Source organism: Halapricum sp. CBA1109 (genome assembly GCF_009741825.1).
Classification (GTDB): Archaea; Halobacteriota; Halobacteria; order Halobacteriales; family Haloarculaceae; genus Halapricum.
This window is the reverse complement of record NZ_WPCA01000026.1, coordinates 1-26979: the sequence shown is the minus strand read 5'-3', so window position 1 is coordinate 26979 and position 26979 is coordinate 1. Positions and strand designations below refer to the sequence as shown.

The following is a 26979-nucleotide window of genomic DNA, read 5'->3' as shown; positions in this document are numbered from 1 at the left end:
TCGAAATCGTCACCGAGCAACTGGGTCCGTTCCAGACCCACGCCTACACCATCGAGTCCCGCATCGAGACCGACGACATCGCCTTCGACTGTGAGATTCACGCCCTCCCGAACGAGGCCCAACTGAGCGAGGCACTGGACTCGCTGCTGGTCGAGCGCAGCGACCAGACCGAGGCCGACCCCGAGGACCTGTTTTGATAGTGTTTCTTGTAGGTCATTTCGGTATCGACCGCCCACCGGGAGGCGCACGCTGTTCGCCTCCCGAGCCCCGCGTCGTGTCACTCCGCAGGACGATTTCGGGCGGTCGAACCGGTACACAGCTACAAGAAACACTATGAGTGCCCGTCCCGCCGTTTAGGTCGGTCGGGCCGCTATGGAACCTATGACAGTGCTGGTTCTGGGCGACCAACTCCACCCCGAGGTGGGGCCGCTCGCGGCCCGGCCGGACGACCGCGTCCTGCTTATCGAGGCCGAGTCGTTCGCGCGGAAACTCCCGTATCACCCGCACAAACTGACGCTCGTCTTCGCGGCGATGCGCCACTTCCGGGACGAGTTGCGGGAGCGGGGGCGCACCGTCGACTACCGACAAGTAGAGACGTTCGCGGACGGCTTCCGCGAGCACTTCGCGGCCCACCCCGGCGACGAACTCGTCGTGATGCGGCCGCCGAGTCACGGTGGCGCCGACCGCCTCCGATCCATCGCCGATTCCCTCGACGGCACTATCCGCGTGGTCGAAAACGACCTCTTTCTCTGTTCGCCTGCGGCGTTCGACGAGTGGGCCGGCGACACCGACGCCTACCGCCAAGAAGAGTTCTACCGGTTTATGCGCCGGCGGACGGGCTACCTGATGGCTGGCGACGACCCCGTCGGCGGCGAGTGGAACTTCGACGACGACAACCGAGAGACGCCGCCGGGGGGGTACAGCCCACCCGACCCGCCGACGTTCGAACCCGACGCGACGACGCTGGAAACCCGGCAGTGGGTAGAAGATACCTTCGACGGAAGTTACGGCGAGGAACCGTACGGCGGAGCGTGGGCCGACCCGGAACCGTTCCGGTGGCCGGTGACGCGCGAGCAGGCGCTTTCGGTTCTCGACCACTTCGTCGATGCGTGTCTCCCCGACTTCGGCCCCTATCAAGACGCGATGGTCGGCGGCGAGTGGGCGATGGCGCACTCGCTGCTCTCGGCTGCGTTGAACGTCGGTCTGCTCCACCCGCGGGAGGTGCTGGACCGCGTGGTCGAACGGAGTCACGACCCGGACGTACCGATAAACAGCGTCGAGGGGTTCGTCCGCCAAGTCCTGGGCTGGCGGGAGTTTATGGGCCACGTCTACCGCCGGGAGATGCCCGAACTGGCCGACGCGAACCAACTCGACCAGACCGAACCGCTGCCGGATTTTTTCTGGACGGGCGAGACGGAGATGGCCTGCGTGGGCGACGCTATCGAGGGCGTCCGCCGGCGGGGCTACGCCCACCACATCGAGCGGCTGATGGTGCTGTCGAACTTCGGAACGCTTCTGGGCGTCTCGCCGCAGGCGCTGAACCGATGGTTCCACGCCGCCTACGTCGACGCCTACCACTGGGTGACGACGCCGAACGTCGTCGGGATGGGGACGTTCGGGTCGGGCGTTCTCTCGACGAAACCGTACGTCTCCTCGGCCAACTACGTCGACAAGATGAGCGACCACTGCTCGGGCTGTCCCTACTACAAGACCAAGACGACCGGCGAGGGCGCCTGTCCGTTCAACGCTCTCTACTGGGACTTTCTGGACCGCAACGAGGACCGCCTCGGGGACAACCACCGGATGGGACTGGTGTACAACCACCTCGACAACAAAGACGACGAGGAGCTATCTGCCATCCGGGAGCGGGCGTCGCGCCTCCGCGAACGAGCGCGTGACGGCGCTCTCTGAGAGACCGTCGGCGGGCAGCAGGACGGGACCGTTTTTGTTCCCGGGGGCGTGAGACGGCGGTATGGACGTTCGTATCCGCGAGGCGACTCCGGGGGACGTGCCGGCACTGACTATCGTCCGCCGGCAGGCCGTCGAGGCGGCCTACCGCGACAGTTACGACGCCGACGAAGTCGCCGACATCGTCGCCCGGGTCGGCGGGGAGTTACAGGCTCGGGTCGCGGACGACTCGTCGACGGTGTTAGTCGTCGAGACGGAAGTGACCGCTGTGGGCTACGGCATCGTCGACCCGGCGACGGGCGAGGTCCAGTCGCTGTTCGTCAGTCCCGACTACCAGTGCGAGGGGTTCGGCGGCGAACTGCTCTCCCGCCTCCAAGACCGCGTCGAGGAGAGCACGACGCCCCGCGCCGTGGCTCCCGACCACGCCGTCGATTTCTTCGAGACACAGGGATACGAGGTGACCGGCGACGCGGAGTGGTACGGCCTCCCGGCGGCGACGCTCCGGCGGTCGGCCGACCGGTAGGGGAGCGGAGCGTGTCCCTACCGACTGGAAGTGTATAATCCTGTGGTCGGTTCCCGCTGGATGGTAACCGAATTACTTATATATACATTTTCGACAGCATTAGGCACACAATGGCACAATCCGACGACGACTGTACGGGTCTGGTCGACCCGTCACAGCAGAAAGCTAACTGCGGGGTGGGGGTCCTCCTCAACCTCTCCGGCGAACGCGACCACGAGATAGTCGAAGACGGCTTCGAACTTCTAGAGAACCTCGATCACCGGGGCGCACGCGGTGCGGAAGAGAACACCGGCGACGGGTCAGGGATGCTCATCCAGAAACCGCACGAGTTTTTCACCGACGAGGTCGAGGGCCTCGGCGAGTTCGACTCTTACGGTGTCGGGCAGTTGTTCCTCCCAAAAGACGGCGACAGCGCCGAACTGAAGGCGCTGTTCGAAGACGCCGCCGACGCGGAAGGGTTCGACGTCGTCGCGTGGCGGGACGTGCCGACGAACAACGAGTCGCTGGGCGAGACGGCCGTCGAGACGGAACCGGACGTCCAGCAGGTGTTCGTCCGGCCGCGGACGGACCTCGACCCGGAGACGCTGGACACGCGGCTGTACGTCCTCCGTCGGGTCGTCGAGAACCGCGTCGAACGCGAGGAGCCGACCGGTGCCGAGCGGTTCTACGTCTGCTCGCTCGACCGCCGGAAGATAGTGTACAAGGGGCTGTTGACGGAAGCGCAGGTCCGCGAGTACTATCCCGAACTCTCCGACGAGCGGGTCGTCTCGCGACTCGCGTTCGTCCACTCGCGATTCTCGACGAACACGCTCGGGGCGTGGGAACTGGCCCACCCCTACCGGAACATCATCACAACGGCGAGATAAACACTCTCCGTGGGAACCTCAACTGGATGAAAGCCCGCGAGGCCGACCTGCAGAGCGAGGCCTTCGGCGAGGACGTCGAGAAACTGAAACCCATCACCGACGAGGACCAGAGCGACACCGCCGTCGTCGACAACGTCCTCGAGTTGCTGGTCGAGAGCGGCCGGTCGGTCCCCCACGCGATGCGGATGCTCGTCCCGGAGGCGTGGGAGGGAGACGACTCGCTGCCGGCCGAGCGCGAGGAGTGGTACCGCTATCACTCGACGATCAACGAACCGTGGGACGGCCCGGCGCTCATCGCCTTTACCGACGGCTTCAGCGTCGGCGCGGTGCTGGACCGCAACGGCCTCCGCCCCTGCCGATATCTCGTCACCGAGGACGAGCGACTGGTGATGGCCAGCGAGACGGGCGCGCTCGACATCGACCCCGACCGCGTCGTCCGGAAGGACCGCCTCCAGCCGGGACAGATGTTCTACGCCGACCCCGACGAGGGCGGCATCGTCCCCGACGAGGAGATATTCGATCAGCTCACCGACGAAAAGTACGGCGAGTGGCTGGACGACAACGAGGTCACGCTCTCGGACCTCGACCCCGCGGCTGCAGAGCGGCCGACCTACGTCGAGGAGGACATCACGGCCCACCAGCGCGCGTTCGGCTACACGATGGACCACGTCGAAGGACTGGTCGAGCCGATGGCGACCGACGGGAAAGACCCCGTCGGCGCGATGGGGAACGACACCCCGCTGTCGGTGCTATCCAGCCGCAACAAGACGCTGTTTACGTACTTCAAACAGCTGTTCGCGCAGGTGTCGAACCCGCCAATCGACTACATCCGCGAGGAGACGGTCACCTCGCTGGAACAGCACGTCGGCCACCAGCGGAACCTGCTGGGCGAGACGCCCGAGCACTGCCGACAGCTCCACCTCGAATCGCCCATCCTCAGTCGCTCGGAGCAGGCGGCCGTCGCCGACATCGACGAGAACGGCATCACGGCCGAGACGATAGACATCACCTACGAGAGAGGCGGCGACCTCGAATCGGCCGTCGAGTCCGTCCGCGAGCAGGCCGTCGACGCCGTCGAGAACGGGGCCGAACTGCTCGTCCTCTCGGACCGGAACACCGGTCCCGACCGGGTGCCAATCCCGAGCCTGCTGGCCACCGGCGGCGTCCACCACCACCTCGTACGCGAGGGCCTTCGGACCCACACCGGACTGGTCGTCGAGAGCGGCCAGCCGTGTGCGGTCCATCACTTCTGTACGCTCGTCGGCTACGGTGCCGACGCGGTGACGCCGTACCTCGCCTACGAGACCATCGAGAATCTCGTCCACGAGGACATCGTCGACCACGACGTAGAGCAAGCGCTCGACCAGTACCGCCACGCCGTCGAGGACGGCATCCAGAAGGTGATGGCCAAGATGGGCATCTCGACGCTTGAGAGCTACAAGGGCGCACAGATATTCGAGGCCGTCGGGCTGGACTCTGATTTCGTCGCGGAGTACTTCGAGGGGACCGAGAACCGCACCGAGGGCATCGGTATCGAGCAACTGGAGCGGGACCTGCTGGAACGCCACGACCACGGCTTCGAGTCCGACGTTCCCGGGACGCTCGCGCTCGATCAGGGCGGGGAACTGAACTGGCGGCGCGACGGCGAGTTCCACCAGTGGAACCCCAACACCATCGGGAAACTCCAGCACGCCGCCCAGAACGACGACTACGAGGCCTACACCGAGTTCGCGTCGATGATCAACGACCAGCAGGAGCGCCTCCAGACGCTGCGGGGCCTGCTGGACTTTTCGACCGAGGAACGAGAGTCCATCCCCGTCGAGGAGGTCCAACCGGTCGAGGAGATATGCCAGCGCTTTTTCTCGGGATCGATGTCGTTCGGGTCGCTGAGCAAGGAGGCTCACGAGACGCTGGCGGCCGGGATGAACCGGGTCGGCGGCTTCGCCGGCACCGGCGAGGGCGGCGAACCGACCGAGCGCTTCGGCACCGAGCGTGAGTGTGCGAACAAGCAGGTCGCATCGGGCCGCTTCGGCGTGACGAGCCACTATCTGGCCAACGCCGAGATGCTGGAGATCAAGATGGCACAGGGCTCCAAACCCGGCGAGGGCGGGCACCTCCCCGGCGAGAAGGTCAACGAGATAATCGCCGACACCCGGTCGACGACGCCGGGCGTCCCGCTGATCAGCCCGCCGCCACACCACGACATCTACTCCATCGAGGACCTGGCGCAACTCATCCACGATCTGAAGTGCTCGAACCCCGACGCGGGCGTCCACGTCAAACTCGTCTCGGAGAAAGGCGTGGGCATCATCGCGGCCGGCGTCTCGAAGGCCAAGGCCGACTCGGTGCTCATCTCCGGGGCCTCCGGCGGGACGGGCGCGTCCCCGCGCACGTCGATCAAGAACGCCGGCCTCCCGTGGGAACTCGGTATCGCCGAGGCCCAGCAGGTCCTCGTCGAGAACGACCTGCGCTCGCGGATCAAGGTCCGGGTCGACGGCGGGATGAAGACCGGCCGGGACGTGGCCGTCGCCGCCTTGCTCGGCGCCGAGGAGTACGGCTTCGGGACGGCCCCGCTGATCACCTGTGGCTGTCTGATGCTCCGGCAGTGTCACAACAACACCTGCTCTGTGGGTGTCGCCACCCAAGACGAGGAGTTGCGCGAGCGGTTCCCCGGCGACCCCGAGTACGTCGCCAACTACGTCCGCCACATGGCACAGGAGGTCCGGGAGATAATGGCCGAACTCGGCTTCGAGACGATGGACGAGATGATCGGTCGGGTCGACTTACTGGACCAACAGGACGTCGACCACCCCAAAGCCGAACACGTCGACCTCGCGGACGTGCTGTCGGTGCCGAACGGTGACGACGACCTGCACAAGACCATCGAGCAGGACCACGGGCTCGACGAGAAGATAGACCCCGAGATAATCGAACGGGCGCGACCGGCCATCGAGGACGGCGACCCGGTCGACATCGACCTCGAAATCGGCAACGAGGACCGGACGCTCGGCGCGATGCTCGCCAGCGAGGTGTCGAAGGCCCACGGCGAGGACGGCCTTCCGGAGGACACTATCTCCCTGTCGCTGACCGGGACCGGCGGGCAGAGCTTCGGTGCCTTCCTCGCGTCCGGCATCACGATGGAACTGGACGGCGACGCGAACGACTACTGCGGGAAGGGCCTCTCCGGCGGGAAAGTGATCCTCCGGACGCCCGAGGAGGCGGGCTACGAGGCCAGCGAGAACATCCTCACCGGCAACGTCGCGCTGTACGGCGCGACCGACGGCGAGGCGTACTTCAACGGCCGCGCGGGCGAGCGCTTTGCCGTCCGCAACTCCGGCGTCAAGACCGTCGTCGAGGGCGTCGGCGACCACGGCTGTGAGTACATGACCGGCGGCGTCGCGGTCATCCTCGGCGAGACGGGCAAGAACTTCGGCGCCGGGATGTCCGGCGGCGAGGCCTACGTCCTCGACGAGGACGGTGACTTCGCCGACGACGTCAACAAGGATATGGTCTCGCTGGAGACGCTGGACAGCGAACGGGACCGCCAGATGGTCAAGCGGATGATCGAGAACCACGTCCGGTACACCGACAGCGAACGCGGCGAGGAGATTCTGGACAACTGGTCGGCCTACGTCGACCAGTTCGTGAAGGTGATGCCCAACGCCTACGCCGACGTGGTCCAACAGCGACTCGCGGACGGCGAGGACATCCGCGTCTCGCCGCCGCCACAACCGGAGACGGCGCCGACCCCTACGGAGGGTGATGACTGATGTCCGACGGACACCCCGACGGCTACCTGCAGAACGAGCGCGAACCGATCCCCAAACGCGACCCCGAAGAGCGCAAGGACGACTTCGAGGAGGTCTGGGAACAGGAGTGGGACGAGGAGCACCTCCGCTCGCAGGGCGAGCGCTGTATGACCTGCGGGACGCCGGCCTGTATGAGCGGCTGTCCCATCGGGAACATCATCCCCGAATGGAACGACCTCGTCTACCGCGAGGACTGGAAGCGGGCGCTGGAACGGCTCCACGCGACGAACAACTTCCCGGAGTTCACGGGGTACAACTGCCCGGCGCCGTGTGAGAACACCTGCACGCTGAACTACAACGACGACCCGGTGACCATCAAGTCCATCGAGCGGGCAATCGTCGACCGCGGCTGGGAGGAGGGCTGGATCCAGCCCGAACCGCCCGAAAACCGGACGGACTACGAGGTCGCCGTCGTCGGGTCCGGGCCGTCCGGACTCGCCGCCGCCCAGCAACTCAACCGCGTCGGCCACCACGTGACGGTGTACGAACGCGACGAGAAACCCGGCGGTCTGATGCGCTACGGTATCCCGGACGCCAAGTTCGGGAAGGAGAAGGTCGACCGCCGCATCGACCAACTCCGGCAGGAGGGGATCACCTTCGAGTGCGGCGTCGAAGTCGGCGAGGACATCCCCGCGGCGAAACTGGACGAGGCGTACGACGCCGCCTGTATCGCCGTCGGCTCACAGGAACCGATCGACATCCCAATCGACGGCCGTGACCTCGACGGCATCCACTTCGCGATGGAGTATCTACCGCGGGCCAACCCCGGGTCGTCCGGCGGCGTCGCCACGCCCGAGGCGTTCGACGCCGAGGGCAAGAACGTCGTCGTGTTGGGCGGTGGCGACACCGGTGCCGACTGCGTGGGGACGGCCCACCGACAGGGTGCCGAAGAAGTCGTCCAGATCGAACTGCTCCCGAAACCGCCCGAGGAGCGTCCCGAGGGCAACCGCTGGCCCGAACAGCCGGGCACCTACGAGCAGTCCTACTCCCAGAAGGAGGGTGGCGTCGAGGAGTACTGCGTCGACACCCAAGCGTTCCTCGACACCGACGACGACGGCGCGGTCGACCTGCTCCGTGCCAACCGCGTCGAGTGGGAGGCCGGCGAGGACGGCTGGGAGAAGCATATCGTCGAGGAGGGCATCGAGATAGCCGCCGATATGGTCCTCCTCGCGACCGGGTTCACCGGTCCCGAGTCGACGCCGTTCGACCCGCTCGGCGTCGAGATGACTGAGGACGGGACCTTCGCTACCGGCGACGACCATATGACGAGCGTCGACGGCGTCTTCGCCGCCGGCGACGCCAGCTCCGGGCCGTCGCTCATCGTCTGGGCTATCGGCGACGGCCGGGACGTGGCCCGGGATATCGACCGGTACCTGACGGGCGAGACCGACTTGCCGGCGAGCCTCGAGACGGCGAACGAACCGGTCGTCTCGCGCCAGTAGGCGACGCCCCGTTCACGCCGTCGTCTCGACGCGGATGGTCGCCGCGACGTGTTCCGGCAGCGAGACCGTCTCGCCGTCGTCTATCTCGACTTCGATCACGCCGATGGGCGCTATCTCGACGACCCGGAGCGTCGTCCCCGGCGTGACGCCGACGCGGTCGAGGTACGCCAGTTCGTCCGGGTCGCGGTCCCGGACCCGCGTGACGGTGACTCTGTCACTTCGGCGCACTCGCTGAGCGCCGTCGCACCCGCCTCGTCATCGACCAGTTCGAGAGCGTCGCTGGGGATCGGATCGCCGTGCGGGTCGACGTCGGGGTCGTCGAGTTCCGCGGCGACCCGGCGCTCGAACTCCTCGGAGATGTGGTGTTCCAGTCGGTCGGCCTCCTCGTGGACGGCCGCCCAGTCGTAGCCCAGTTTCTCGGTGAGGTACGTCTCCAGCAGGCGGTGGTGGCGGATCACCTCGATGGCGATGGTCTCGCCCTCCTCGGTGAGGCGGACTCCCTTGTACTTCTCGCGCTCGACGAGGCCGCGGTCCTCGAGTTTCTCCATCATACTCGTGGCCGTCGGCGGCGTCACGTCGAGGCTCTCGGCGATGGTCGAGGTCGCAACGGGGTCGTCCGTCTCCCGCTGGAGCTCGTGTATCGCCTTGAGGTAGTCCTCCATCTGCGGACTGAGCATCTACTTCTACCTCGGTCGGACCGGTGTATAAAAGCTGTCTCCGACGCCGACTCAGATCAGGTCCTGATCCTCTAGCTGGACCATCACGTCGTCGACGAAGGCCTCGACGTCGTCGTACGGAAAGTTCCCGCTGCCGAGCTTCGTGTTCAACTCCATCGCTGTCATCGAGAACTCGCCGGACTCGAACTTCGTCGACGGCCCGTTTGGCAGGGCCGGCACGAGGTCCATCGGCGAGGAGATGGGATAGTCGGCGCCTTCGAACGCTTCGACGAACTGCTCTCTGAGGTCGTCGTGGTCTACCATAGCATCTGCCCCTTTCGGGTACCTCCCTCAAAAACCATTCGAGATTTGAAATGCGAAACTCGTTTGTAGTTTACCATCGCGTCCAATCGAAACCTTTCACAGTGGCGGCGTCGTATCGGGACGCGATGACGACAGTGGTAGTCCCGGTGCGGTACCCGCTCACGGAACACTCCCGGGCGACGCTGCAGGAGGCCATCCGCGTCGCGGAAACAGAGGACGCGCTGTTGACCGTCCTCCACGTGAACCTCTATCAGGACAACGGCCGGGTGACGCGGACGGCGCTGAAAGACGCCGTCGAGTCGGAGTTCGGGTACCTGCCGGACACGCGGTACGTCGTCCGGTCGGGATTGCTCGTCGAGGAGACGATTCTCGACGAGATAGCCGGCGAAGAGGCCGACGTCGTCGTGATCGGTGAGAAACAGACCAGTCGATGGCGAGCGATGGTCCGCCGCCTCGTCGACGACCCGGACTTGGCGACGTTTCTCGACGACGAACTCGACTGTCGGGTCGTCACCGTCGCCGCGTCCTGACCGTCACTCTCTGTTGTCCTGCGTCGTCCCCGGATCGGTCGTCGTCGGGTCCGTCTCCGTCGCGCCGGGGTCGTCCTCGCTCGGGTCCGGTCCCGGTCGTTCCGGTGACTCGTCCGCGCCCGTATCGGTCCCCTGCCGCCGCTTCGGCGACCGGCCGCCCACGTCGGGCGTCGGCTGTTCCCGCTGGGACATCGATACCGGGAGTTCGCCGCTGGTGTCGTCGAAGACGACGTGGGAGTGGGGATAGGCTATCTCGACGTCCGCATCGCCCAGCCGCGACCATATCTCCGTCTGGATCCGCGAGCGAGCGGCGAGCAGACTGTACGGCTCCTCAAGCCAGTAGCGTAGCCGGAGGTGGACCCCGTGGTCGCCGTAGGTGTCGATGTAGCAGGTCGGTGCCGCCGGGTAGCGGGCCGCCCCGACGCGGATGCTCGGCCCGCCCTCGATGACGCCCTCGACGCTTCTGGCCGAGCGCTCGATGATCCGCCGCGCCTCGTCTAAGTCCCCCTCGTAGGTGACGACGACGTCGAGCGTCTGTCGGGTCCGGGTGTCCTCCGCGGAGAAATTGATTACGTCGCGCTTGCGTATCTCGCCGTTCGGGATGACGACGAACGTGTTGTCGAGAGTGAATATCTTCGTGTACCGGAGCGTGATGTCGTCGACGAACCCGCGCTGGTCGCTGTCGACGATTTCGACCATGTCGCCGATTTCGTAGGGCTGGTCGGCCAGCAGGAAGACGCCGCTGATGATGCTCCCGACGATGGGCGCGAGGATGACACCGATGGCGGCCGAGAACACCGTCACCGAGAGGGCGATGTCGCCCAGTTGGAGGCCGAAGATGCGCAGGATGACGAGCATCGCCAGCAGGAACACGGAGACTCTGACGCCCCGCAGCGCCGTCCGGGTGAGGCTCGGCCGGCGGAACCGCTGTGAGAGGCGGCGACCGAGCAGTCTGACCAGCAGTCTCGACGTGCCGTAGGCAATGACGAGGACGATACCGACCTCGACGAGGTCGACGACCCACGACGGGAGCGTTCCGAGTATCTCGTCCAACATCGACCTGAGCCTCGTCACTGCCAGCAGGACGCCTCCGGGGTCCATCGTTGAAAACTGAGACACTCGGCCGGACAAAAAGGGTTGTGTCACGCGCGGCCGCGGTCAGTCGTAGGTGTGAATCCCTTCGTCGGTGGCGATGCAGTCGAGCAACTCGACCGGCGTCGCGTCGTAGTTGGGGTTCTCGACCGCGAAGCCGTCGGCCGGTTCGCGCATCACCTCGCTGACCGACCGGAACTCGTTGACGAACTTGAACCCTCCCTCGGGCATCTTCGCGGCGGCCCCGATGGCCGTGACCGGGACGCCCACGTCCGCCGCCGTCGCCGTGATCGGGTAGGTGCCGATGCGGTTGTGGAGTTTGCCGTCGACGACGCTGTCCATCCCGACCAGCACGCGGTCACACTCCGGGAGGAAGTGCCCGCAGGCGCTGTCGACGACGAGGTGCGTCTCGAACTCCGGGAACTCCGCGAGGTGGCGGGCGGTCTTGCGTCCGAGGTACCGGGGGCGCGCCTCGGTGACGTAGACGGTCATCTCGTAGCCCTTCTGGGCGGCGAGTTCGAGGGTCCGCAGGACCGTCGTCGAGTAGTCGTGGACGAGCAGCGTCATATCGTCCCCCAAGAGGTCAAGCGCCGTCTCGGCGGCCCCCTCCTTGGCCGTCTCGACGGTCTCGACCACCCGATCTATCACCTCGTCGGTCTGGACCTGTGCCTCCTCGACGGTGTCGGGGTTGGCATCCGTGACGGCAGTGACTATCTCGCGCTGGGTCTTGTACAGCGACGCGTGGGAGGGTTTCGCGCGCTTGAGGGCGTTGCTGTTCCGTTCGAGGGCGCGGATGTACTCCTCGACGGTCGGGAACTCCTGATCGGTGAGCGACCGGAGGGCGCGGGCGGCCTTCACCGCGACGACCGAGGAGCTGTGGGTCTGCATCTCCTCGATCTCCTCGATGGTTTCGTCGATCATACCCGACCTTCGACGCTTCGGTGCAAAGGCTTTCTGACTCACTACCGGACGCGGCTACACTCCGAGGTCCCGACACAGCGTCTCGATGGCCGCGCCCGCGTCCGCATCAACGCCCGTCCCGTGGGAGAGCCGTATCGACTCGATAGCGCACTCCCGTAGCTTCCCGACGCTCGCCGCGGCCGCCGCCTGGTCCTCGGTGAACCGCTCTCGGAACAGCGCGAGTGGCCCGCTCCACTCCCGTTGAGCCGCGAACGGCGAGTCGCTGCCGGCGACGGTGTCGCCCGCGAGCAGTACCCCGTCGGCGAGAAACGCCGCGTTCCCGGGCGTGTGCCCCGACGTCGAAATCACGTCCAGTCCCCAGTGGCTCTCCCCGCCACGGAGTTCGTGATCGACCGCGATTCCGGCCGCCTGGAGCACGTGGGCGTCTCCCGCCGGCACGGCGACCGACACGGCCAGTTCTTCGACCAGCGTCGGTATCGCGCCGTAGTGGTCGATGTGGCCGTGTTCGGCCACTACTACGTCCACGTCACGCTTGCGGGCGGCCGCGGTCAAGTTCTCGGCGATGGGTTCGTCGCCGCCGCCGACCAGCACCGTCGCCCCGTCCCCCTCGACGACGTGGACTGACAGCGGTTCGACGAGCCCGTCGTAGGACCACTCGAAGGCGAGCGTCTCGACGTTCATACGGGCCGGTCGCCCGCCCTCGGCTTGAGCGTTCCGCCGGCCGCGCCTACTTGTCGCTGGCGTCCCAACGGCGTGGTATGACTGCGGTCGACGACGGGATTCCGGCGGACGCCCGGGCGGTCCTCGTCCAGGCCTTCGGCGAGGCCGAGCGGTCGCTTCGCTCCGGCGACCGTGAGACTGCACGGGCGTTGATCACCACGGCCCGGACCGTCGCGACGAACAAGGTCCCGGCGGGCGAACGCCGCACGCGACTGCTCGATGGCTGTGAGAGGGTTGTGTCGATTCTCGACGGGGACGGCAACGGGAGCGACCGCCGAGCCCTCGCCGCCGAGTACTGCGCCGCGCTCCGGGCGGTCACGGAGGGCGAGTGAGATGGTCCGTCTCGGTCGCGTCGACGGCCGACGCCGGATTCTGGTCGACCGGACGGTCGACGCGCCCGCGGAAGATGTCTGGGAGATACTGACCGACACCGAGCGCTGGCCCGAGTGGGGGCCGTCAGTCCGTGGTGTCACGGCGAGCGAGCGGGTGATCCAGCGCGGGACGACCGGGCGCGTGGAGACGCCAGTCGGCGTGTCGGTGCCGTTCGAAATCACCCGGTGTGAGCCCTACGTCTGGGAGTGGGAGGTGGCACGCATCCCGGCGACGGGCCACCGCGTCGAGTCGCTCTCCGGGGACCGCTGTCGCGTCACGCTCGACCTGCCGCCGCTTGCGGCCGGGTACGTCCCGGTGTGTCGGCGGGCGCTCGACCGTATCGCGGGGATCGCGGCGCCGAACTGACGGCGGCAGTTTCGATGGTGTGCCGGGCGTTCTCACGATTTGGGACCGGTGTGACACTAATCCACGCGCTGGCCGAGACGTGCCGGTATGGGCGAGTCTGCTGCCGTCCCCACGGGAAGCGTATCACCGGGAAGCGCCGTCGAGCGGGCTATTCCGAGCGACGGCGAGCCGTTCCAGCGCGTGGCTGCACGGAACCAGCGAGACGCTGTCTTCGCCGGCGATTGACCGTGGTGTCGGTTCGCACGCGCTAGGCGCCTTCGAAAGCGCTTTTAGGTACGGCGGTACACTTCGTGGTACAGCCTGCGCGGGGTTGATGATGCTCCTAGCCATCTAGGATTTCCGCGGTACCGGCTTCGGTGCCGCCGGAGGGGCGGCCTCCGAAACGGCGGGGGAGCGCGAGCCCACGCGCAGGAGGTGACCACAACCATGCCAGTGTATGTCGATTTCGACGTCCCTGCCGATCTCGAAGACGACGCCCTCGAGGCGCTCGAGGTCGCGCGGGACACAGGAGCAGTAAAGAAAGGAACGAACGAGACGACCAAAGCCGTCGAGCGCGCGACGGCGGAGATGATCCTCGTCGCCGAGGACGTCCAGCCGGAGGAGATCGTGATGCACCTCCCCGAACTGGCCGACGAGAAAGACATCCCCTTCGTGTTCGTCGCCGAGCAGGACAGTCTCGGTGAGGCGGCCGGCCTCGAGGTCGGCAGTGCCGCCGCGGCCATCGTCGATGCCGGCGACGCCACGAGCGACGTCGAGGACATCGCCGACAAGGTCGAGGAACTCCGATAGGGTGAGTTGATATGAGCGCAGAGGAATCCGAGAGTGGCGGTTCGACCGCCGCCGAAGTGATCGAGGTCGTCGGCCGCACCGGGATGCACGGCGAGGCCATGCAGGTCAAGTGCCGGCTCCGGGAAGGCGGCAACCAGGGTCGGATCATCACCCGGAACGTGCTGGGCCCCGTCCGCGAGGGCGACGTGCTCCAGCTCCGGGAGACCGCCCGCGAGGCCGACTCCATCGGAGGTCAGTGACAATGCCCAAGCAACGAGAGTGTGACTACTGCGGGGCCGACATCGAGCCCGGAACGGGCACGATGCTGGTCCGCGTCAACGGCAACACGGTCGACTTCTGCTCGTCGAAGTGCGAGAAGAACGCCGACCTGGGCCGTGAGGCGCGCGAGCAGAACTGGACGGCGGCCGGCCGCGAGAGCGACCGCCAGACCACTGTCTCGGCCGAGCGTGAGGCCGAGGAGGAGGAGGCGGCCGAGGCCGACGCCGACGCCGAGGCGGACAGCGAGGCCGCGCCCGACCTCGAAGCCGTCGAGGACGAGGCGGACGCTGATGCCGAGGACGAGGCTGACGCGGACGCCGACGCCGAGGACGAATCGAGCGAGGACGACGATCAGGCCGAGGAAGCCGAGGCCTGAGCGGACACACGTTTCCTTATTATGAGTCACCACGACGAGCGCACGTTCGTAATGGCAAAACCGGACGCCGTCCAGCGCGGGCTGGTCGGCGACATAATCACCCGTCTGGAGGACCGCGGGCTCAAGCTGGTCGGCGCGAAGTTCATGCAGATAGACGAGGACCTCGCCCACGAGCACTACGGCGAACACGAGGGCAAGCCCTTCTTCGACGGCCTCGTCGAGTTCATCACCTCCGGGCCCGTTATGGCGATGGTTTGGGAGGGCGCGGACGCGACCCGACAGGTCCGCCAGATGATGGGCGCGACCGACCCCGCCGAGGCCGCCCCGGGCACCATCCGCGGCGACTACGGACTGGACCTCGGGCAGAACATCATCCACGGGAGCGACCACGAGGACGAGGGCGCGAACGAGCGGGAGATAGAGCTCTTCTTCGACGAGGAGGAACTCGTCGACTACGAGCGGACCGACGCCACGTGGGTCTACGAAGAAGAATCCCACTGAACGCCCGCCGTCTTCTCGGTCGTCGTCACACGTAGACAGCGGCGGCGCCGTTCAGAGGACGCGCTTGCCGAGCGCGGACGCTGCGAGTTCGGCGGCGAGTTCGGCCGTCGCGTTGTGGTCGTCCAGTATCGGGTTCACCTCGACGAGTTCCATACTCCTCATCGGCACCTCGGGGGCGGCGAGTCGCTCCATCGCCGCGTGGGCCTCCCGGTAGGAGACGCCGCCGCGGACGGGCGTCCCGACGCCAGGGGCCTCGCCCGGGTCCAGCCAGTCCAAATCGAGGCTGACGTGGACGGCGTCGGTACCGTCGGTGGCGACGGACAGGGCGTCCTCGACGACGGTCGTGACGCCGCGCGCGTCGATGTCGGACATCGTGTAGACCGTCACGTCGCTGTCCAGCAGTGCCTCGCGCTCGGTCTCGTCGACGCTGCGGACGCCGACCAGCGCGACGTTCTCGGCGTCGACGGTCGGCACGTCCGCCCAGTCGCTCCCGGCGAAGCTGTCGGCCCCGAGAATCGCGGCCAGCGGCATCCCGTGGACGTTCCCGCTTGGCGTCGTCGTCGGCGTGTTGAAGTCCGCGTGGGCGTCGAACCAGACGACGCCGGTCCTGCGGTCGCGGGCGGCCCCGGCGACGGATCCGACAGCGATGGAGTGGTCGCCGCCCAACACCAACGGGAACGCGCCGTTGTCGACGATATCGGCGACCGCCTCGCCGAGACGCTGGCAGACGTCCCGTGTCTCCGCGAGGTACTTCGCGTGGCCGTCGTCGGGCGGTGTGCTGTCGGGGTCACGGCCCTCCGGTCGGGGGACGCGCAGGTCGCCGTGGTCGCGGCAGTCGTAGCCGATGTCGTGGAGTTCCTCCACGAGGCCGGCGTATCTGATCGCCGACGGTCCCATATCGACGCCGCGGCGGTCGGCCCCGAGGTCCATCGGGACGCCGAGGACGCCAATCGGTCGATCCATACTCACAGTACACTCGCTCTGAGTCATTAGCACTGGCGGCGATACCGGGGTGGGACGGACACGGTCGGCGCTCCCGAGCCAACAGTTATGACTACGGCATCGCAATGGGTAGCACGAATGTCGGAGACGGGGGCGACGGTCGAACTGCTGGCGAGCAACGGGGAGCAGGCCAGACAGCTGGGGCGCGCGCTCGCCGAGGCCCGTGACCGGTTGACCGTCGACTGGACCGGCGACGCATCGGAGGCGCAGTCGCGACTAGCGTGGCCGGACGTCACCTGTCTGGTCGTCGTCCACGACGCCGCCGTCGGGACGGCGGACGTCGTCCGGTCGGTCAGGTCGTCGTACCCGCTGTTACCCATCGTCGCCTACGGTGCCGGTTGCGACCTCGACGCGGACGTCGACGCCACGGTCGAGGGCGACGGCCCAGCCTCGATAAACTCCCTCGCGGACGCCATCGAGCGCGTCCTCGAACAGCGTGCCCGGCGTCGACAGGCCTACGACATCGACGACCCCCCGACGGCTATCGAGTACCCGAACGTCAGCGACCGACAGGTCGAGGCGCTGCTGGACGACGGACTCGACCGGGACACGCTCAGGGAGTTACTGCACAAGAGCCAGCTGTTCGAGGCTCTCATGGAGACGATTCCGGTCCACCTCTACGTCAAAGACGTCAACGGTCGCCACCTCCACATCAGCCGCGAGTACTTCGAGGAAGACATGGCGGAGTTCATCGGGAACGCCGACGTCGAGATGGATATGGTCGAGGAGGACCACGCCTGGCGGGCCTTCGAGGACGACATCTACGTCATCGAGAACGGCGTGGCCGTCGAGGACAAAGAGGAGTACCTCCCGGCGCTCGACCAGTGGAACGTCACCTCGAAGGTCCCTTGGCGGGACGCGGACGGCGACATCGTCGGGTTGATAGGCGTGACACACGACATCACGGCTCGCAAAGAGCGCGAGCAACAGATTCGGCGGCAGAACGAACGCCTCCGCGGCTTCTCGGAAGTCGTCAGTCACGACTTGCGCAACCCGTTGCAGGTCGCCCGGTCGGCGCTGGCGCTGGTCGAGGAGGACTGTGACAGCCCGCATCTCGACACCGTCGCCGACGCCCACAGTCGTATCAACGACGTCATCGACGACGTGCTGTCACTGGCGAAGTACGGGCAGACAGTCATCGACACCGAGGCCGTCGACCTCGCGGAGACGGCGGTTCAGGCGTGGACGACGGCCGGCAACGAGACGGGCGAACTGGTTCTCGGCGACGACGTCGGGACCGTCGAGGGGGACCCGACCCGCCTGCAGCGCCTGCTAGAGAACCTGTTCAGCAACGCCGTCGAACACGCCGGGCCCGACGTGAGGGTCACCGTCGAATCCATCGCCCGCCCGGCGCCGAACCAGCCGGGGTCGGAGCCGATACACGGGTTCGCGGTGGCCGACGACGGCCCCGGCATCCCAAAAGAGCAACGCGAGAGCATCCTCGAAGCGGGCTATACGACCGACGCGGACGGGACCGGGTTCGGCCTCGCCATCGTCAACGACATCGTCGAGGCCCACGGCTGGGAACTGGTGGTGACCGACAGCGAGGACGGCGGCGCCCGTTTCGAGATTCTCGGCACCACTCCGGTTGCCGACTAGTACTGCGAACAGACCCGTTCGATACCCTCCTCGAAGGACACCTGTGGTTCCCACCCGGTCGCCTCGCGGAGTTTCGTGGCGTCGGCGCAGGTGTCGTGGACGTAGACGGACTCGGGGATCGGGTTCTCGACGTACTCGGGGTCGATATCCGTCCCGAGTTCGTCGTTGAGCATCTCGACGACGGTGTTGAACGAGTACCGCTCGCCCGTGCCGACGTTGTACGCGCCGTTCAGTCGGTGTTCGGCCGCCAGCACGGTGCCGCGGACGATGTCCGAGACGTGGGTGAAATCCCGGGTCTGCTCGCCGTCGCCGTACAGCACGGGCGGGTCGCCGCTGGCGATGTCGTCGGCGAACTGCGCGATGACGTTCGCGTAACTCCCCTTGTGCTCCTCGGCCCCGCCGTAGCCCTGATACACCGAGAAGTACCGGAGGCCGGCCATCTGCATATCGTAGTGGTTGTGGAAGTACTGGGCGTAGCGCTCGCGAGCGAGTTTCGACGCCTCGTAGCCGGTGTTGGACTCGATGTCCATATCCTCGGGCGAGGGCTCGGTCCGACTCCCGTAGATGGAGGACGTCGAGGCGTAGACGACGGTGTCACAGCCGTCCTGTCGGGCCTGTTCGACGGTGTTGACGAACCCCTCGATGTTGACGCGGGCGCCCCGCGTCGGGTCCTCCTCGTGCATCGCGTACGAGGAGCGAGCGGCGAGGTGGAAGACGACGTCGACGTCCGTCGGGAGGTCGCTGTCGACGACGCTCAGTTCGTGGAACTCGACGCCGTCGTCGAGGTTCTCCGGCGTCCCCAGCGAACAGTCGTCGACGACGACGACCTCGTTGTCCGTCGCGAGCGCGTTCGCGAGGTTCGACCCGATGAAGCCTGCCCCGCCGGTTACCAGCACGCGATTGTCGTTCATACTGTTTGCCTCCATTGGGCGAAACAAATCGGTTTCGCTCCCCGAGACACACGTATCAGAACCGGGTCAAACACCGCTCGTAGTGAACGATTCGGACCAGTCCAGACTGTCGATTTCGAACGGACAAACGTTCTATTGCTACGTATGACGGCCTGTATAGCTGTATTTACCCATCACTATTTATCATCACCATCGGTTTTAAGGGTAGCTACGACTAAAGAACGGTTATGTCATCAATCGAACTCACACCGAGTCAGAAGAGTATCTTACAGGAGTTGATCAACCTGTTTCGGGACAGCGAGAGCGCGGTAAAAGGCGAGGACATCGCGGACAAGGTCGACCGCAACCCCGGGACGATCCGAAACCAGATGCAGAGTCTCAAAGCTCTCCAACTAGTCGAGGGAGTCCCCGGGCCGAAAGGCGGATACAAACCGACGGCCAACGCCTACGACGCCCTCCAGATCCAGGAGATGGACAAGGCCGCGGAGGTCCCGTTGTTCTACGCCGGCGAACGCGTCGAGTCGGCCAACGTCGAGGAGATAGACCTTACGAGCGTCCACCACCCCGAGAAGTGTCGGGCGCGCATCAAACTGCAGGGCTCGATAGCGGACTTCGTGGAGGGCGAGACGGTCACCGTCGGCCCGACACCGCTGTCGAAACTCCAAATCGTGGGCACGCTCTCGGGCAAAGACGACACCGGCAATAGCCTCATCCTCACCATCGACGATATGGTCGCCCCCGCTGAGGACCCGGAACACTAACCCACAGAAACCTACACTGTTTATAATTACGTAGCCCTAAGTAGGGCTATGGCCGTCTCACTATCGACGCAGTTCGTCCTCGCCGTCGGTACTGTTACCATCTGGCGGAGAGCGAGCGCTTCGTTGCTGGCGAGCGTCCGCCGTCGGTCACCGACTGACCGACGCGCCGAGGTCGGCGAGCACGTCGAAGAAGTCGGGGAAGGACACGTCGACGTCCTCGGCGTCGGAGACGGTGGTCGTCCCGTCGGCGACGAGGCCCGCGACGGCCAGTGACATCACGATGCGGTGGTCGGCCCGCCCGTCGACGGCCGCCCCGGTCAGGTCCGTCTCCGACCCGTAGATGGTGAGTGAGTCGCGCTGTTCCTCGACTTCGGCCCCCATCTCGGTGAGCGCCTCGGCCATCGCCGTCACGCGGTCGGTCTCCTTGTAGCGGACGTGTTCGGCGTCGGTGATGGTCGTCGTCCCGTCGGCGACGGCCCCGAGGACGGCGATAGTCGGGAGCAGGTCCGGCGTGTCGGCCACGCTGACCTCGACGCCCGACAGCGACGACTGTGTGACGGTGATGCGTCCTTCCTCGCGGTTCCACTCGACATCCGCGCCCATCCGTTCGAGGACGTCGACGATTGCCGCGTCGCCCTGTGCGGAGGGGTAGGCACCCTCGACGACGAGTTCGTCCTCGGCCGCGAGCGCACCCGCCGCGAGGAGATACGAGATAGACGAGAAGTCACCGGGGACGGTGTAGCGGCCGTCAGCGGGCGCGTAGGTCTGTCCGCCGTCGACGCTGAATCCGCTCTCGGTGGCCGTCGCCTCGACGCCGAAGTCCGCCAGCACCTCGATAGTGATGTCGACGTACGGCGCGGACTTCAGTTCCGTCTCCAGTTCGACGTCGATGCCGTCCTCGGTGACCGCGCCGGCCATCAGCAGCGCAGTGATGTACTGTGAGGAGACGTCACCGGGGATAGCGACCGACCCGCCCTCGACGGGGCCGCCGACGACCAGCGGCGCCTGTCCGTTGGCCCGGGTGCTCTCGGCGCGCCCGCCCAGTTGCTCGACGGCGTCCAGCAGCGGCCCCTGCGGGCGGTCCCTGAGAGAGCTGTCGCCGGTGAGGACAGTGAGGTCCTCGGCGAGAGCGGCCGTCGCGGTGACGAGCCGCATCGTCGTGCCGCTGTTGGCACAGTCGAGTACGTCCGCCGGCGTCTCGGGGTCGCCGTCGAACCCGACGACTTCGAGGCTGTCCTCGCGAGTCACCACGTCACCGCCGTAGGCTCGACGGCGGCCATCGTGGCTTTCGTGTCGGCGCTGACCAGCGGGCTCTCGACGGTGGCGCCCGCCGCGTACCCGGCCGCGAGAATCGCGCGGTGCGTGTAACTCTTCGACGGCGGGGCGGTCGCGGTGCCAGACACCGTCGACGCTGTGATCGTTACGTCCATACGTGGGGCTGGTCGGGCCGACTAAAAGAGGCTACCGTTCGCCCGCTCAGGACACTTTCTCGAACAGCGCCAGCGTGTCGAAGAGGTCGCCGGCGTCGCCGTCGCCGTCGAAGTCGTACCGCCGCGGGTTCGACTCGACCCGGTCGCTGTTTCGCTCGTCGTAGTAGGTCAACGCGTCGAAGAGGTCGCCGTCCCCGTCGCCGTCGATGTCCTCGTACAGCGGGTCGTCGTCGAGGCTGGCCGGCGGCCCCGCGGCGCCCTCGAAGCGTTCGGTCGTCAACTCGCTCATCCACAACTGGTCGGCCCCGTCGGTCAACCGACCGGCCACGAGATACCCCCGCTCAGTCGGGCCGAAGGCGGCCGCGTCCACGGCGTCCGTCCCCGCGATTCGCTGTGTCGAGCGACTGGTTCCCGTCTCGTCGACCCGGTCAAGCACTGCCGTCCCGTCCTCGGCCGTCCGGAGGACGAGATACCCCTCAGACAGCGCCACCGCGCCGCGGGCGCTCACCCCGTCCAGAAGCGTCGTCCAGTCGACGGTGCCGTCGGCAGCGACGGCGGTGAGCCACGGTCGTCGGGTCCCGAACGGGTCCGAGTCGCCGACGACGAGGGAGCCGCCGCCCGTCCGTCCGGTGACGGCATGGACCCAGTCGGTCTGGTCGCCACCGATACGGCGCGTCCAGAGGGTGGTGCCGCCGCTGTCGGTCGCCCGGACCCACCCCGTCGGCCGGTCGTCGCCGCTCGCTCGACTCGTCCCGACGACGACGTATCCGGTGTCCGTCCGCCGGGCGTCGGCGACCGTCTCGCGGGGGTCGCTCTCGAACGCGCGGTCCCACTGGAGGGAGTCCTCGCGGTCGAAGCGGGCCAGCCGTGCCGTCCGGTCGCCGTCGCCGCCGGCCGTGTAGGCGACGGCGTACCCGCTCCCGTCGGTGACGATAGCACCCGCTCTGTTGTCCGTCCCGGCCCCGAGCGTCCGGTCTTCGAGGAGTCGGCCCTCGGTGTCGGTCCGGCCGACCCACACCGCTCGGGTGCCGTCGCCGAATGAGGTGGTCGACCCGGTCAGCAGGTAGCCGCCGCCGGGCGCGGCCGCAACCGCCGCCGTCCGGTCGTCGTCGGGGCCGGCGTAGGTTCGCCGGTCCCACTGGCGGGTGCCGTCCGCGTCGACCTTGACCGCCCACGCGTCGGCGGTGCCGGCCCCGTAGGACCCGGTCGCGCCGACGGCGAGGAAGCCGCCGTCCGGCGTCGGGATGGCGTCGGTCGCCACGTCGTCGCCGTCGCCGCCGGCGACGTGTTCCCACCCCAGCGCGTACGTCCGGTCGTGTTCGGCACCGCTGGCGACGCCCGTCGCCGCGGCTCCGACGGCACCCACCGCGACCGCTCGGAGCAGTTCCCGACGACTCGCCGACCCCCTGTCGTTGGTTCTCATATCCGAGGGCTCTCGGTCCGGGAAAAAAACTCGTTCGTTTCTACTGGACTTTCGAGGAGGTGGTCCGACCGATGAGATACACCGCGACGGCCCCCGAGCAGCAGGTCCAGCACCAGCAGGACGCCCACCGCCGGGACGACGGTGTTCCAGATGCCCTCGAAGGCCGTCACCTCCCACACCCTCCATCACGTCGCGTCGAGGATGATGGCCCGCGCGGCGTCGACGCCGTAGGTGATGGGATTGACGGCCGCGACCGTCTGTATCCACTCCGGCAGTGACGACAGCGGCAAAAACGCCGAGGAGACGAACAGCAACGGGAACTGCAGGAGGTTCGCGCCGATGATCGTCGACTCCTGGTCCTCGGTGATCAGCGCCAGCGCGTTCGAGAAGGCGATGAACCACAGCGAGAAGACGATGCCGACGACCACGATGCCGACGGCGCCGACGACGCCCGTCGCTATCTCCGCGCCGAGCAGGATACCGAGGCCGAGGATCATCACGATCTGGACCGCGATGCGCAGCAGTTCGGAGATGGTCTTCCCGAGGAAGACGGCCGTGCGGTTCATCGGCGAGACGAGCACCTTCTCGAACATCCCGCTCTCGATGTCGTTGACCAGCCCGACGCCGGAGGTGGCCGCGGCGGCCAGCGCTACCTGTATCGCGATGGCCGGGACGAGATACGTCTCGTAGGCGATGCCGCCGGGGAGGGCCTGCCCGGCGACGTTGCCGAACACCTCAGTAAAGAGCACGAGGAAGACGATGGGCTGGACGAACGATCCGACGAGGACGAACGGGTTGCGGACGGACTTCAGCGTCCACCGTTTGAAGTTGACCCACACGTCCCCGGCGAAGCTATTGCCCTGCATCGTGGTGCGGCCGTCCTCGGCAGTGGGGGTACTCATCGGTCACCCCCGTCGGCCGCGGCGACTTCGGCGGCGTCGGCCGTCGCGTCGGCCCCGCCCTCCTCGACGTGTTCGCCCGTGATAGCGAGGAACACGTCGTCCAGCGTCGGCGACCGGACGTTGAATCCAGTGACGACGATATCTTCGTCCCGGAGAGCGACCAGCAGGTCGGTGCCGTGTTGGCGGGCGGTCCGCGCCGTGACGGTGATACCGTCGTCGGTGGTCTCGACAGTGGCCGCCTCGAAGAGGTCGCTCTCGCGGGCGACCGCCACCGCGCGCTCGCGTTCGTCCGCGCTCCCCTCTATCTCGATGTCCAGTATCTCGCCGCCGACCTCGCGTTTGAGGTCCGCGGGCGTCCCGTCGGCGACGATTTCGCCGTCGAGGATCACCGACAGCCGTTCACACAACTGGTCGGCCTCCTCCAGGTACTGCGTGGTCAGGAAGATGGTCGTCCCCTGGTCGTTGATCCGGCGGAAGTACTCCCAGAGGCGGTTGCGCGCTTTCGGATCGAGGCCCGTCGTCGGTTCGTCGAGGAAGACGAGCGGCGGCCGGTGGACCAGCGCCGTCGCCGCGTCCAGTCGCTTTTTCATCCCGCCGGAGAACTCGCCGGCCTCCTTCTCGGCGACGTCGGCGAGGTCGACCAACTCCAGCAGTTCGTCGATGCGGTCGCTCCGGTCGGCCCGCGGGACACCGTAGGACTCACACGCGAACCGGAGGTTCTCCCGCGCGGTCAGTTCCTCGTCGACGCTGGTCTCCTGTGCCATATAACCGATAGACGACCGGACGCGTTCCGGCTCCGTCCGGGCGTCGAACCCGTTGACCCGGACCTCCCCGCTGGTCGGGGACAGAAGCGTCGCCAGCGTCTTGATGGTCGTCGTCTTCCCCGCGCCGTTGGGTCCGAGGAACCCGAAGAACTCCCCCTCGGGGACCGACAGCGAGACGTCCCGGACCGCCTCCGTCCCGTCGGCGTAGGTCACTTCGAGACCGTCCGTCGCTATCGCCAGCGGCCGGTCGCCCTCCCCAGTCGATCCCGTGTCGCTACTCATACACGCCCGTAGCGGTCGCCCCCTTGATAAAATAACTGATTGAATATTCAGTCAACGCGGTTATGACGGTCGGGGCGCTACCAGATAATATGGACCGCTCGTTCGTGGCCCGCCAGTCGGGTTGGAGTCTCGTCGACGTGCCGCCCACGCCGACTCACGGGGCGTCGACACCGGGACAGCGAATCGGGGACAGTGACGGTTTTAGGGCCGGAGGTACGAGCGAGGACACCGATGACGAGTGACGGACCGTTTCCAGAGGACCCGACGGAGACGCGGGTCGAGATACTCAAGGCGACCGATGCGGCGCTGCGGCGACACGGGTACGCCGACCTGACGATAGACCGGATCAGCCGCGAGTTCCCCAAGAGCAAGTCGCTGCTCTATCACCACTACGACAGCAAAGACGAGTTGCTGCTGGACTTTCTCGGGTATCTCCTCACCAGTTTCGAGGACGGCCTCGGTCTCGACCCGGACGCGTCCCCGCACGAGCGTCTCACGACGCTGCTCAACCGGGTGCTGGACCCGGCGTCGGACAGGGACGACGACGCCTTTCGGCGGGCGATAACCGAACTCCGGGTGCAGGGCGCAAGCGACGAGGCGTACCGACAGCAGTTCACCGAACACGACAGACTGCTCCGCGACCGGATGGCCGACATCGTCGCCGAGGGCGTCGAAGCCGGCGTCTACCGGGAGGTCGACCCCGACCAGGTCGCGGCGATGCTCCACACCCTCGCCAGCGGGTCGATGGTCCAGACCGCGACGAGCGACGCGGACGCCCGGGCGGCCGTCCGGGCGGAACTGGACGCCTACTTCGAACACCGCCTGCTGGCCGACGGGCGGTAAGTCTTTGACACGCGGGCTCCCAGCCTGCCGTATGAGCCGCGACCTCTCAGCGCTTGACGACTACCTCGACGCGGCCGGTGTCGACGGCTACCTGATCGACGCCGACTCGACCGACGCCGACCAGTACTACCTCTCGGGGTTCGACGCCCCAGACCCGTTCCTGACGCTGTACGACGGATCGGTCAGACTGCTGTTCGCCCGCAGTCTGGAGTACGGCCGTGCCGTCGCCGAGAGCGACGGCGAGACGGTCGAGCGCTTCGTCGACTACGACTACGCCGCGGCCGTCGACGAACACGGTCGCGAGGACGCCGACGACGTGGTCATCGCCCGCTTTCTCGATAGTTACGGCGTCGACGCCGTCGCCGTCCCGCCGCGGTTCCCGCTCTCGCGGGCCGACGGCCTCCGCGAGCAGGGAATCGACGTTCGGGTCGACCGCGACGCCACGGTGACGGGCGTCCGCGCGGTGAAGACCGACGACGAACTCGACGCGATTCGGGATGCCCAGCGGGCCAACGAGGCCGCGATGGCCGCCGCCGAGGACCTGCTTGCGGGCGCGACGGTAGAGGGCGACCGGCTCTATCACGACGGCGAGGTCCTGACCAGCGAGCGCGTCAAAGAGGAGATAGAGGTGACGCTGCTCCGGGCGGGGTGTGCGCTGGACGAGACCATCGTCGCCTGCGGCCGCGACGCCGCCGACCCACACGACCGCGGGAGCGGCCCCCTCGCCCCCGACGAGCCCATCATCGTCGACATCTTCCCACAAAACAAAGCGAGCAAGTACCACGCCGATATGACCCGGACGTTCTGCGTCGGGACGCCCGCCGAGACGCTCGCGGAGTGGTACGACCTGACCGAGCGGGCGTATCGGGCAGCCCTCGACGCCGTCGAACCGGGCGTGACCGGCGAGGCCGTCCACGATGCCGCCTGTGACGTCTACGAGAACGCCGGCCTGCCGACGTTGCGGGCCGACGACGGCGCGGAGACGGGGTTCATCCACTCGACGGGCCACGGCGTCGGCCTCGACGTCCACGAACTCCCATCGGTCGGTCCCGGTGGCGCGGAACTGCAACCGGGGAACGTGATCAGTATCGAACCCGGGCTGTACGACCCCGAAGTCGGCGGCGTCCGCATCGAGGACCTCGTCGCCGTCACCGAGGACGGCTACGAGAACCTGACGGAGTACCCGGTCGAGCTGGTCGTCGAGTAACTAAATTATAGACCGTTACATTTATTGCCCGGGCCGTGATGGGTAGGAGTACGATGCTGGCACTTACGGTACGTGGTGTACGCTTCCTCGGCCTCGCCGGCCGAGCCCTGTTCTGACCGACAGCATCGTTGCCGAGTATCCGCGTGCGACCACGACCACATGAGTACGAACCCATCGACGACCCAGCAGTATCGAACCCAGACCACCCCCGAGACACCGGGGACAGCGCCCGCCACGAACCGCCCGACGGCCGGGCGGTCGACCGACGGGCGAGTGACGACGGCGGCCCCGCGAACGTTCGAACCGAGCAGTACCGGGACGATGCCGCCGATGTTCGACCCGACGGCCGAGTACAACGAGCGGTAGCGCTCAGCCGTCAGCGGTCAGTTGTACCGGACGGCA

The 26979-nt window shown here is 67.0% G+C and carries 24 protein-coding genes and 5 pseudogenes; 18 read left to right on the top strand and 11 right to left on the bottom strand.

Annotated features, from left to right (window positions below):
- From GJ629_RS16045 to GJ629_RS04860, 5 genes and pseudogenes are all read left to right on the top strand, one after another.
- Positions 1-197, top strand: a pseudogene (locus GJ629_RS16045) (chemotaxis protein CheA); the annotation flags it as partial.
- 184 nt (positions 198-381) lie between these two features.
- Positions 382-1911, top strand: a complete 1530-nt coding sequence (locus tag GJ629_RS04875) for a cryptochrome/photolyase family protein (RefSeq protein WP_157512004.1) — start codon at positions 382-384, stop codon at positions 1909-1911.
- A gap of 61 nt (positions 1912-1972) precedes the next feature.
- Complete coding sequence (locus tag GJ629_RS04870) at positions 1973-2431, top strand: GNAT family N-acetyltransferase (RefSeq protein ID WP_157512003.1); 459 nt, start codon at positions 1973-1975, stop codon at positions 2429-2431.
- 110 nt (positions 2432-2541) lie between these two features.
- A pseudogene (gltB, locus tag GJ629_RS04865) lies at positions 2542-7067 on the top strand (glutamate synthase large subunit).
- Positions 7067-8548, top strand: a complete 1482-nt coding sequence (locus GJ629_RS04860) for a glutamate synthase subunit beta (protein ID WP_157512002.1) — start codon at positions 7067-7069, stop codon at positions 8546-8548. The pseudogene gltB and the gene GJ629_RS04860 overlap by 1 nt, the downstream one beginning before the upstream one ends.
- A gap of 12 nt (positions 8549-8560) precedes the next feature.
- Here GJ629_RS04860 and GJ629_RS04855 read toward each other — a convergent pair.
- Together GJ629_RS04855 and GJ629_RS04850 are read right to left on the bottom strand one after the other, a co-directional pair.
- A pseudogene (locus GJ629_RS04855) lies at positions 8561-9225 on the bottom strand (metal-dependent transcriptional regulator).
- A gap of 51 nt (positions 9226-9276) precedes the next feature.
- Positions 9277-9528: an MTH865 family protein gene (locus GJ629_RS04850; RefSeq protein ID WP_157512001.1), complete on the bottom strand. Its 252-nt coding sequence runs from the start codon at positions 9526-9528 to the stop codon at positions 9277-9279.
- 125 nt (positions 9529-9653) lie between these two features.
- On the opposite strand from GJ629_RS04850, the gene GJ629_RS04845 reads away from it, so the two are divergent.
- Positions 9654-10058: a universal stress protein gene (locus GJ629_RS04845; RefSeq protein ID WP_157512000.1), complete on the top strand. Its 405-nt coding sequence runs from the start codon at positions 9654-9656 to the stop codon at positions 10056-10058.
- Positions 10059-10061: 3 nt separating this feature from the next.
- On the opposite strand, the gene GJ629_RS04840 is transcribed toward GJ629_RS04845, so the two are convergent.
- The 3 genes from GJ629_RS04840 to GJ629_RS04830 all read right to left on the bottom strand — a co-directional run bounded on the left by GJ629_RS04840 (position 10062) and on the right by GJ629_RS04830 (position 12752).
- Positions 10062-11114, bottom strand: a complete 1053-nt coding sequence (locus GJ629_RS04840) for a mechanosensitive ion channel family protein (protein ID WP_231754492.1) — start codon at positions 11112-11114, stop codon at positions 10062-10064.
- A gap of 102 nt (positions 11115-11216) precedes the next feature.
- Positions 11217-12071, bottom strand: a complete 855-nt coding sequence (locus tag GJ629_RS04835) for a translation initiation factor eIF-2B (RefSeq protein ID WP_157511998.1) — start codon at positions 12069-12071, stop codon at positions 11217-11219.
- Positions 12072-12125: 54 nt separating this feature from the next.
- Positions 12126-12752 (bottom strand): MBL fold metallo-hydrolase, encoded by a 627-nt coding sequence (locus tag GJ629_RS04830; RefSeq protein ID WP_157511997.1) that lies wholly within the window; start codon positions 12750-12752, stop codon positions 12126-12128.
- Positions 12753-12829: 77 nt separating this feature from the next.
- Here GJ629_RS04830 and GJ629_RS04825 point away from each other — a divergent pair, with 77 nt between their 5' ends.
- The 6 genes from GJ629_RS04825 to ndk all read left to right on the top strand — a co-directional run bounded on the left by GJ629_RS04825 (position 12830) and on the right by ndk (position 15453).
- Positions 12830-13123, top strand: a complete 294-nt coding sequence (locus GJ629_RS04825) for a hypothetical protein (RefSeq protein WP_157511996.1) — start codon at positions 12830-12832, stop codon at positions 13121-13123.
- Between the two features lies 1 nt (position 13124).
- A complete protein-coding gene (locus GJ629_RS04820; RefSeq protein WP_157511995.1) occupies positions 13125-13529 on the top strand; it encodes an SRPBCC family protein in 405 nt (134 codons plus the stop codon).
- A 426-nt stretch (positions 13530-13955) separates the two neighbouring features.
- Positions 13956-14318 carry a 50S ribosomal protein L7Ae gene (gene rpl7ae, locus GJ629_RS04815; protein WP_157511994.1) on the top strand — a complete coding sequence of 121 codons (363 nt, stop codon included), beginning with the start codon at positions 13956-13958 and terminating at the stop codon, positions 14316-14318.
- Positions 14319-14329: 11 nt separating this feature from the next.
- Positions 14330-14557, top strand: a complete 228-nt coding sequence (locus tag GJ629_RS04810) for a 30S ribosomal protein S28e (RefSeq protein WP_157511993.1) — start codon at positions 14330-14332, stop codon at positions 14555-14557.
- A gap of 2 nt (positions 14558-14559) precedes the next feature.
- On the top strand, positions 14560-14952 hold the full coding sequence (locus tag GJ629_RS04805; protein ID WP_157511992.1) for a 50S ribosomal protein L24e: 393 nt from the start codon (positions 14560-14562) through the stop codon (positions 14950-14952).
- A gap of 21 nt (positions 14953-14973) precedes the next feature.
- A complete protein-coding gene (gene ndk, locus GJ629_RS04800) occupies positions 14974-15453 on the top strand; it encodes a nucleoside-diphosphate kinase (RefSeq protein WP_157511991.1) in 480 nt (159 codons plus the stop codon).
- A gap of 51 nt (positions 15454-15504) precedes the next feature.
- Here the strand turns inward: ndk and rocF are convergent, their stop codons facing one another.
- The gene (gene rocF / locus GJ629_RS04795; protein ID WP_157511990.1) at positions 15505-16416 is read right to left on the bottom strand and encodes an arginase; all 912 of its coding nucleotides are present in this window, start codon (positions 16414-16416) and stop codon (positions 15505-15507) included.
- Between the two features lie 117 nt (positions 16417-16533).
- On the opposite strand from rocF, the gene GJ629_RS04790 reads away from it, so the two are divergent.
- Positions 16534-18054 carry an ATP-binding protein gene (locus tag GJ629_RS04790; protein ID WP_197428434.1) on the top strand — a complete coding sequence of 507 codons (1521 nt, stop codon included), beginning with the start codon at positions 16534-16536 and terminating at the stop codon, positions 18052-18054.
- Here GJ629_RS04790 and GJ629_RS04785 read toward each other — a convergent pair.
- On the bottom strand, positions 18051-18965 hold the full coding sequence (locus tag GJ629_RS04785) for an NAD-dependent epimerase/dehydratase family protein (protein WP_157511988.1): 915 nt from the start codon (positions 18963-18965) through the stop codon (positions 18051-18053). The two genes, GJ629_RS04790 and GJ629_RS04785, sit on opposite strands and share 4 nt — an antisense overlap.
- Positions 18966-19192: 227 nt before the next feature.
- Here GJ629_RS04785 and GJ629_RS04780 point away from each other — a divergent pair, with 227 nt between their 5' ends.
- On the top strand, positions 19193-19726 hold the full coding sequence (locus GJ629_RS04780; protein WP_157511987.1) for an HTH domain-containing protein: 534 nt from the start codon (positions 19193-19195) through the stop codon (positions 19724-19726).
- Positions 19727-19873: 147 nt separating this feature from the next.
- Here the strand turns inward: GJ629_RS04780 and aroA are convergent.
- The 4 genes and pseudogenes from aroA to GJ629_RS04760 form a co-directional block, all read right to left on the bottom strand.
- A pseudogene (gene aroA / locus GJ629_RS04775) lies at positions 19874-21156 on the bottom strand (3-phosphoshikimate 1-carboxyvinyltransferase).
- A gap of 46 nt (positions 21157-21202) precedes the next feature.
- Positions 21203-22579 (bottom strand): hypothetical protein, encoded by a 1377-nt coding sequence (locus GJ629_RS04770; RefSeq protein ID WP_157511986.1) that lies wholly within the window; start codon positions 22577-22579, stop codon positions 21203-21205.
- A gap of 40 nt (positions 22580-22619) precedes the next feature.
- Positions 22620-23481, bottom strand: a pseudogene (locus tag GJ629_RS04765) (ABC transporter permease).
- Positions 23478-24527: an ATP-binding cassette domain-containing protein gene (locus tag GJ629_RS04760; RefSeq protein WP_157511985.1), complete on the bottom strand. Its 1050-nt coding sequence runs from the start codon at positions 24525-24527 to the stop codon at positions 23478-23480. Before GJ629_RS04760 ends, GJ629_RS04765 begins: the two are co-directional and overlap by 4 nt.
- A gap of 89 nt (positions 24528-24616) precedes the next feature.
- Between GJ629_RS04760 and GJ629_RS04755 the strand changes: the two genes are divergently transcribed.
- The 4 genes from GJ629_RS04755 to GJ629_RS04740 all read left to right on the top strand — a co-directional run bounded on the left by GJ629_RS04755 (position 24617) and on the right by GJ629_RS04740 (position 26943).
- Complete coding sequence (locus tag GJ629_RS04755) at positions 24617-24769, top strand: hypothetical protein (protein WP_157511984.1); 153 nt, start codon at positions 24617-24619, stop codon at positions 24767-24769.
- The gene (locus GJ629_RS04750) at positions 24759-25370 is read left to right on the top strand and encodes a TetR/AcrR family transcriptional regulator (protein WP_157511983.1); all 612 of its coding nucleotides are present in this window, start codon (positions 24759-24761) and stop codon (positions 25368-25370) included. The genes GJ629_RS04755 and GJ629_RS04750 overlap by 11 nt, the downstream gene beginning before the upstream one ends.
- 31 nt (positions 25371-25401) lie before the next feature.
- Complete coding sequence (locus GJ629_RS04745; RefSeq protein ID WP_157511982.1) at positions 25402-26577, top strand: Xaa-Pro peptidase family protein; 1176 nt, start codon at positions 25402-25404, stop codon at positions 26575-26577.
- A gap of 159 nt (positions 26578-26736) precedes the next feature.
- Entirely contained in the window at positions 26737-26943 is a 207-nt protein-coding gene (locus GJ629_RS04740; protein WP_157511981.1) for a hypothetical protein, read from the top strand.
- Positions 26944-26979 lie beyond the last annotated feature (36 nt).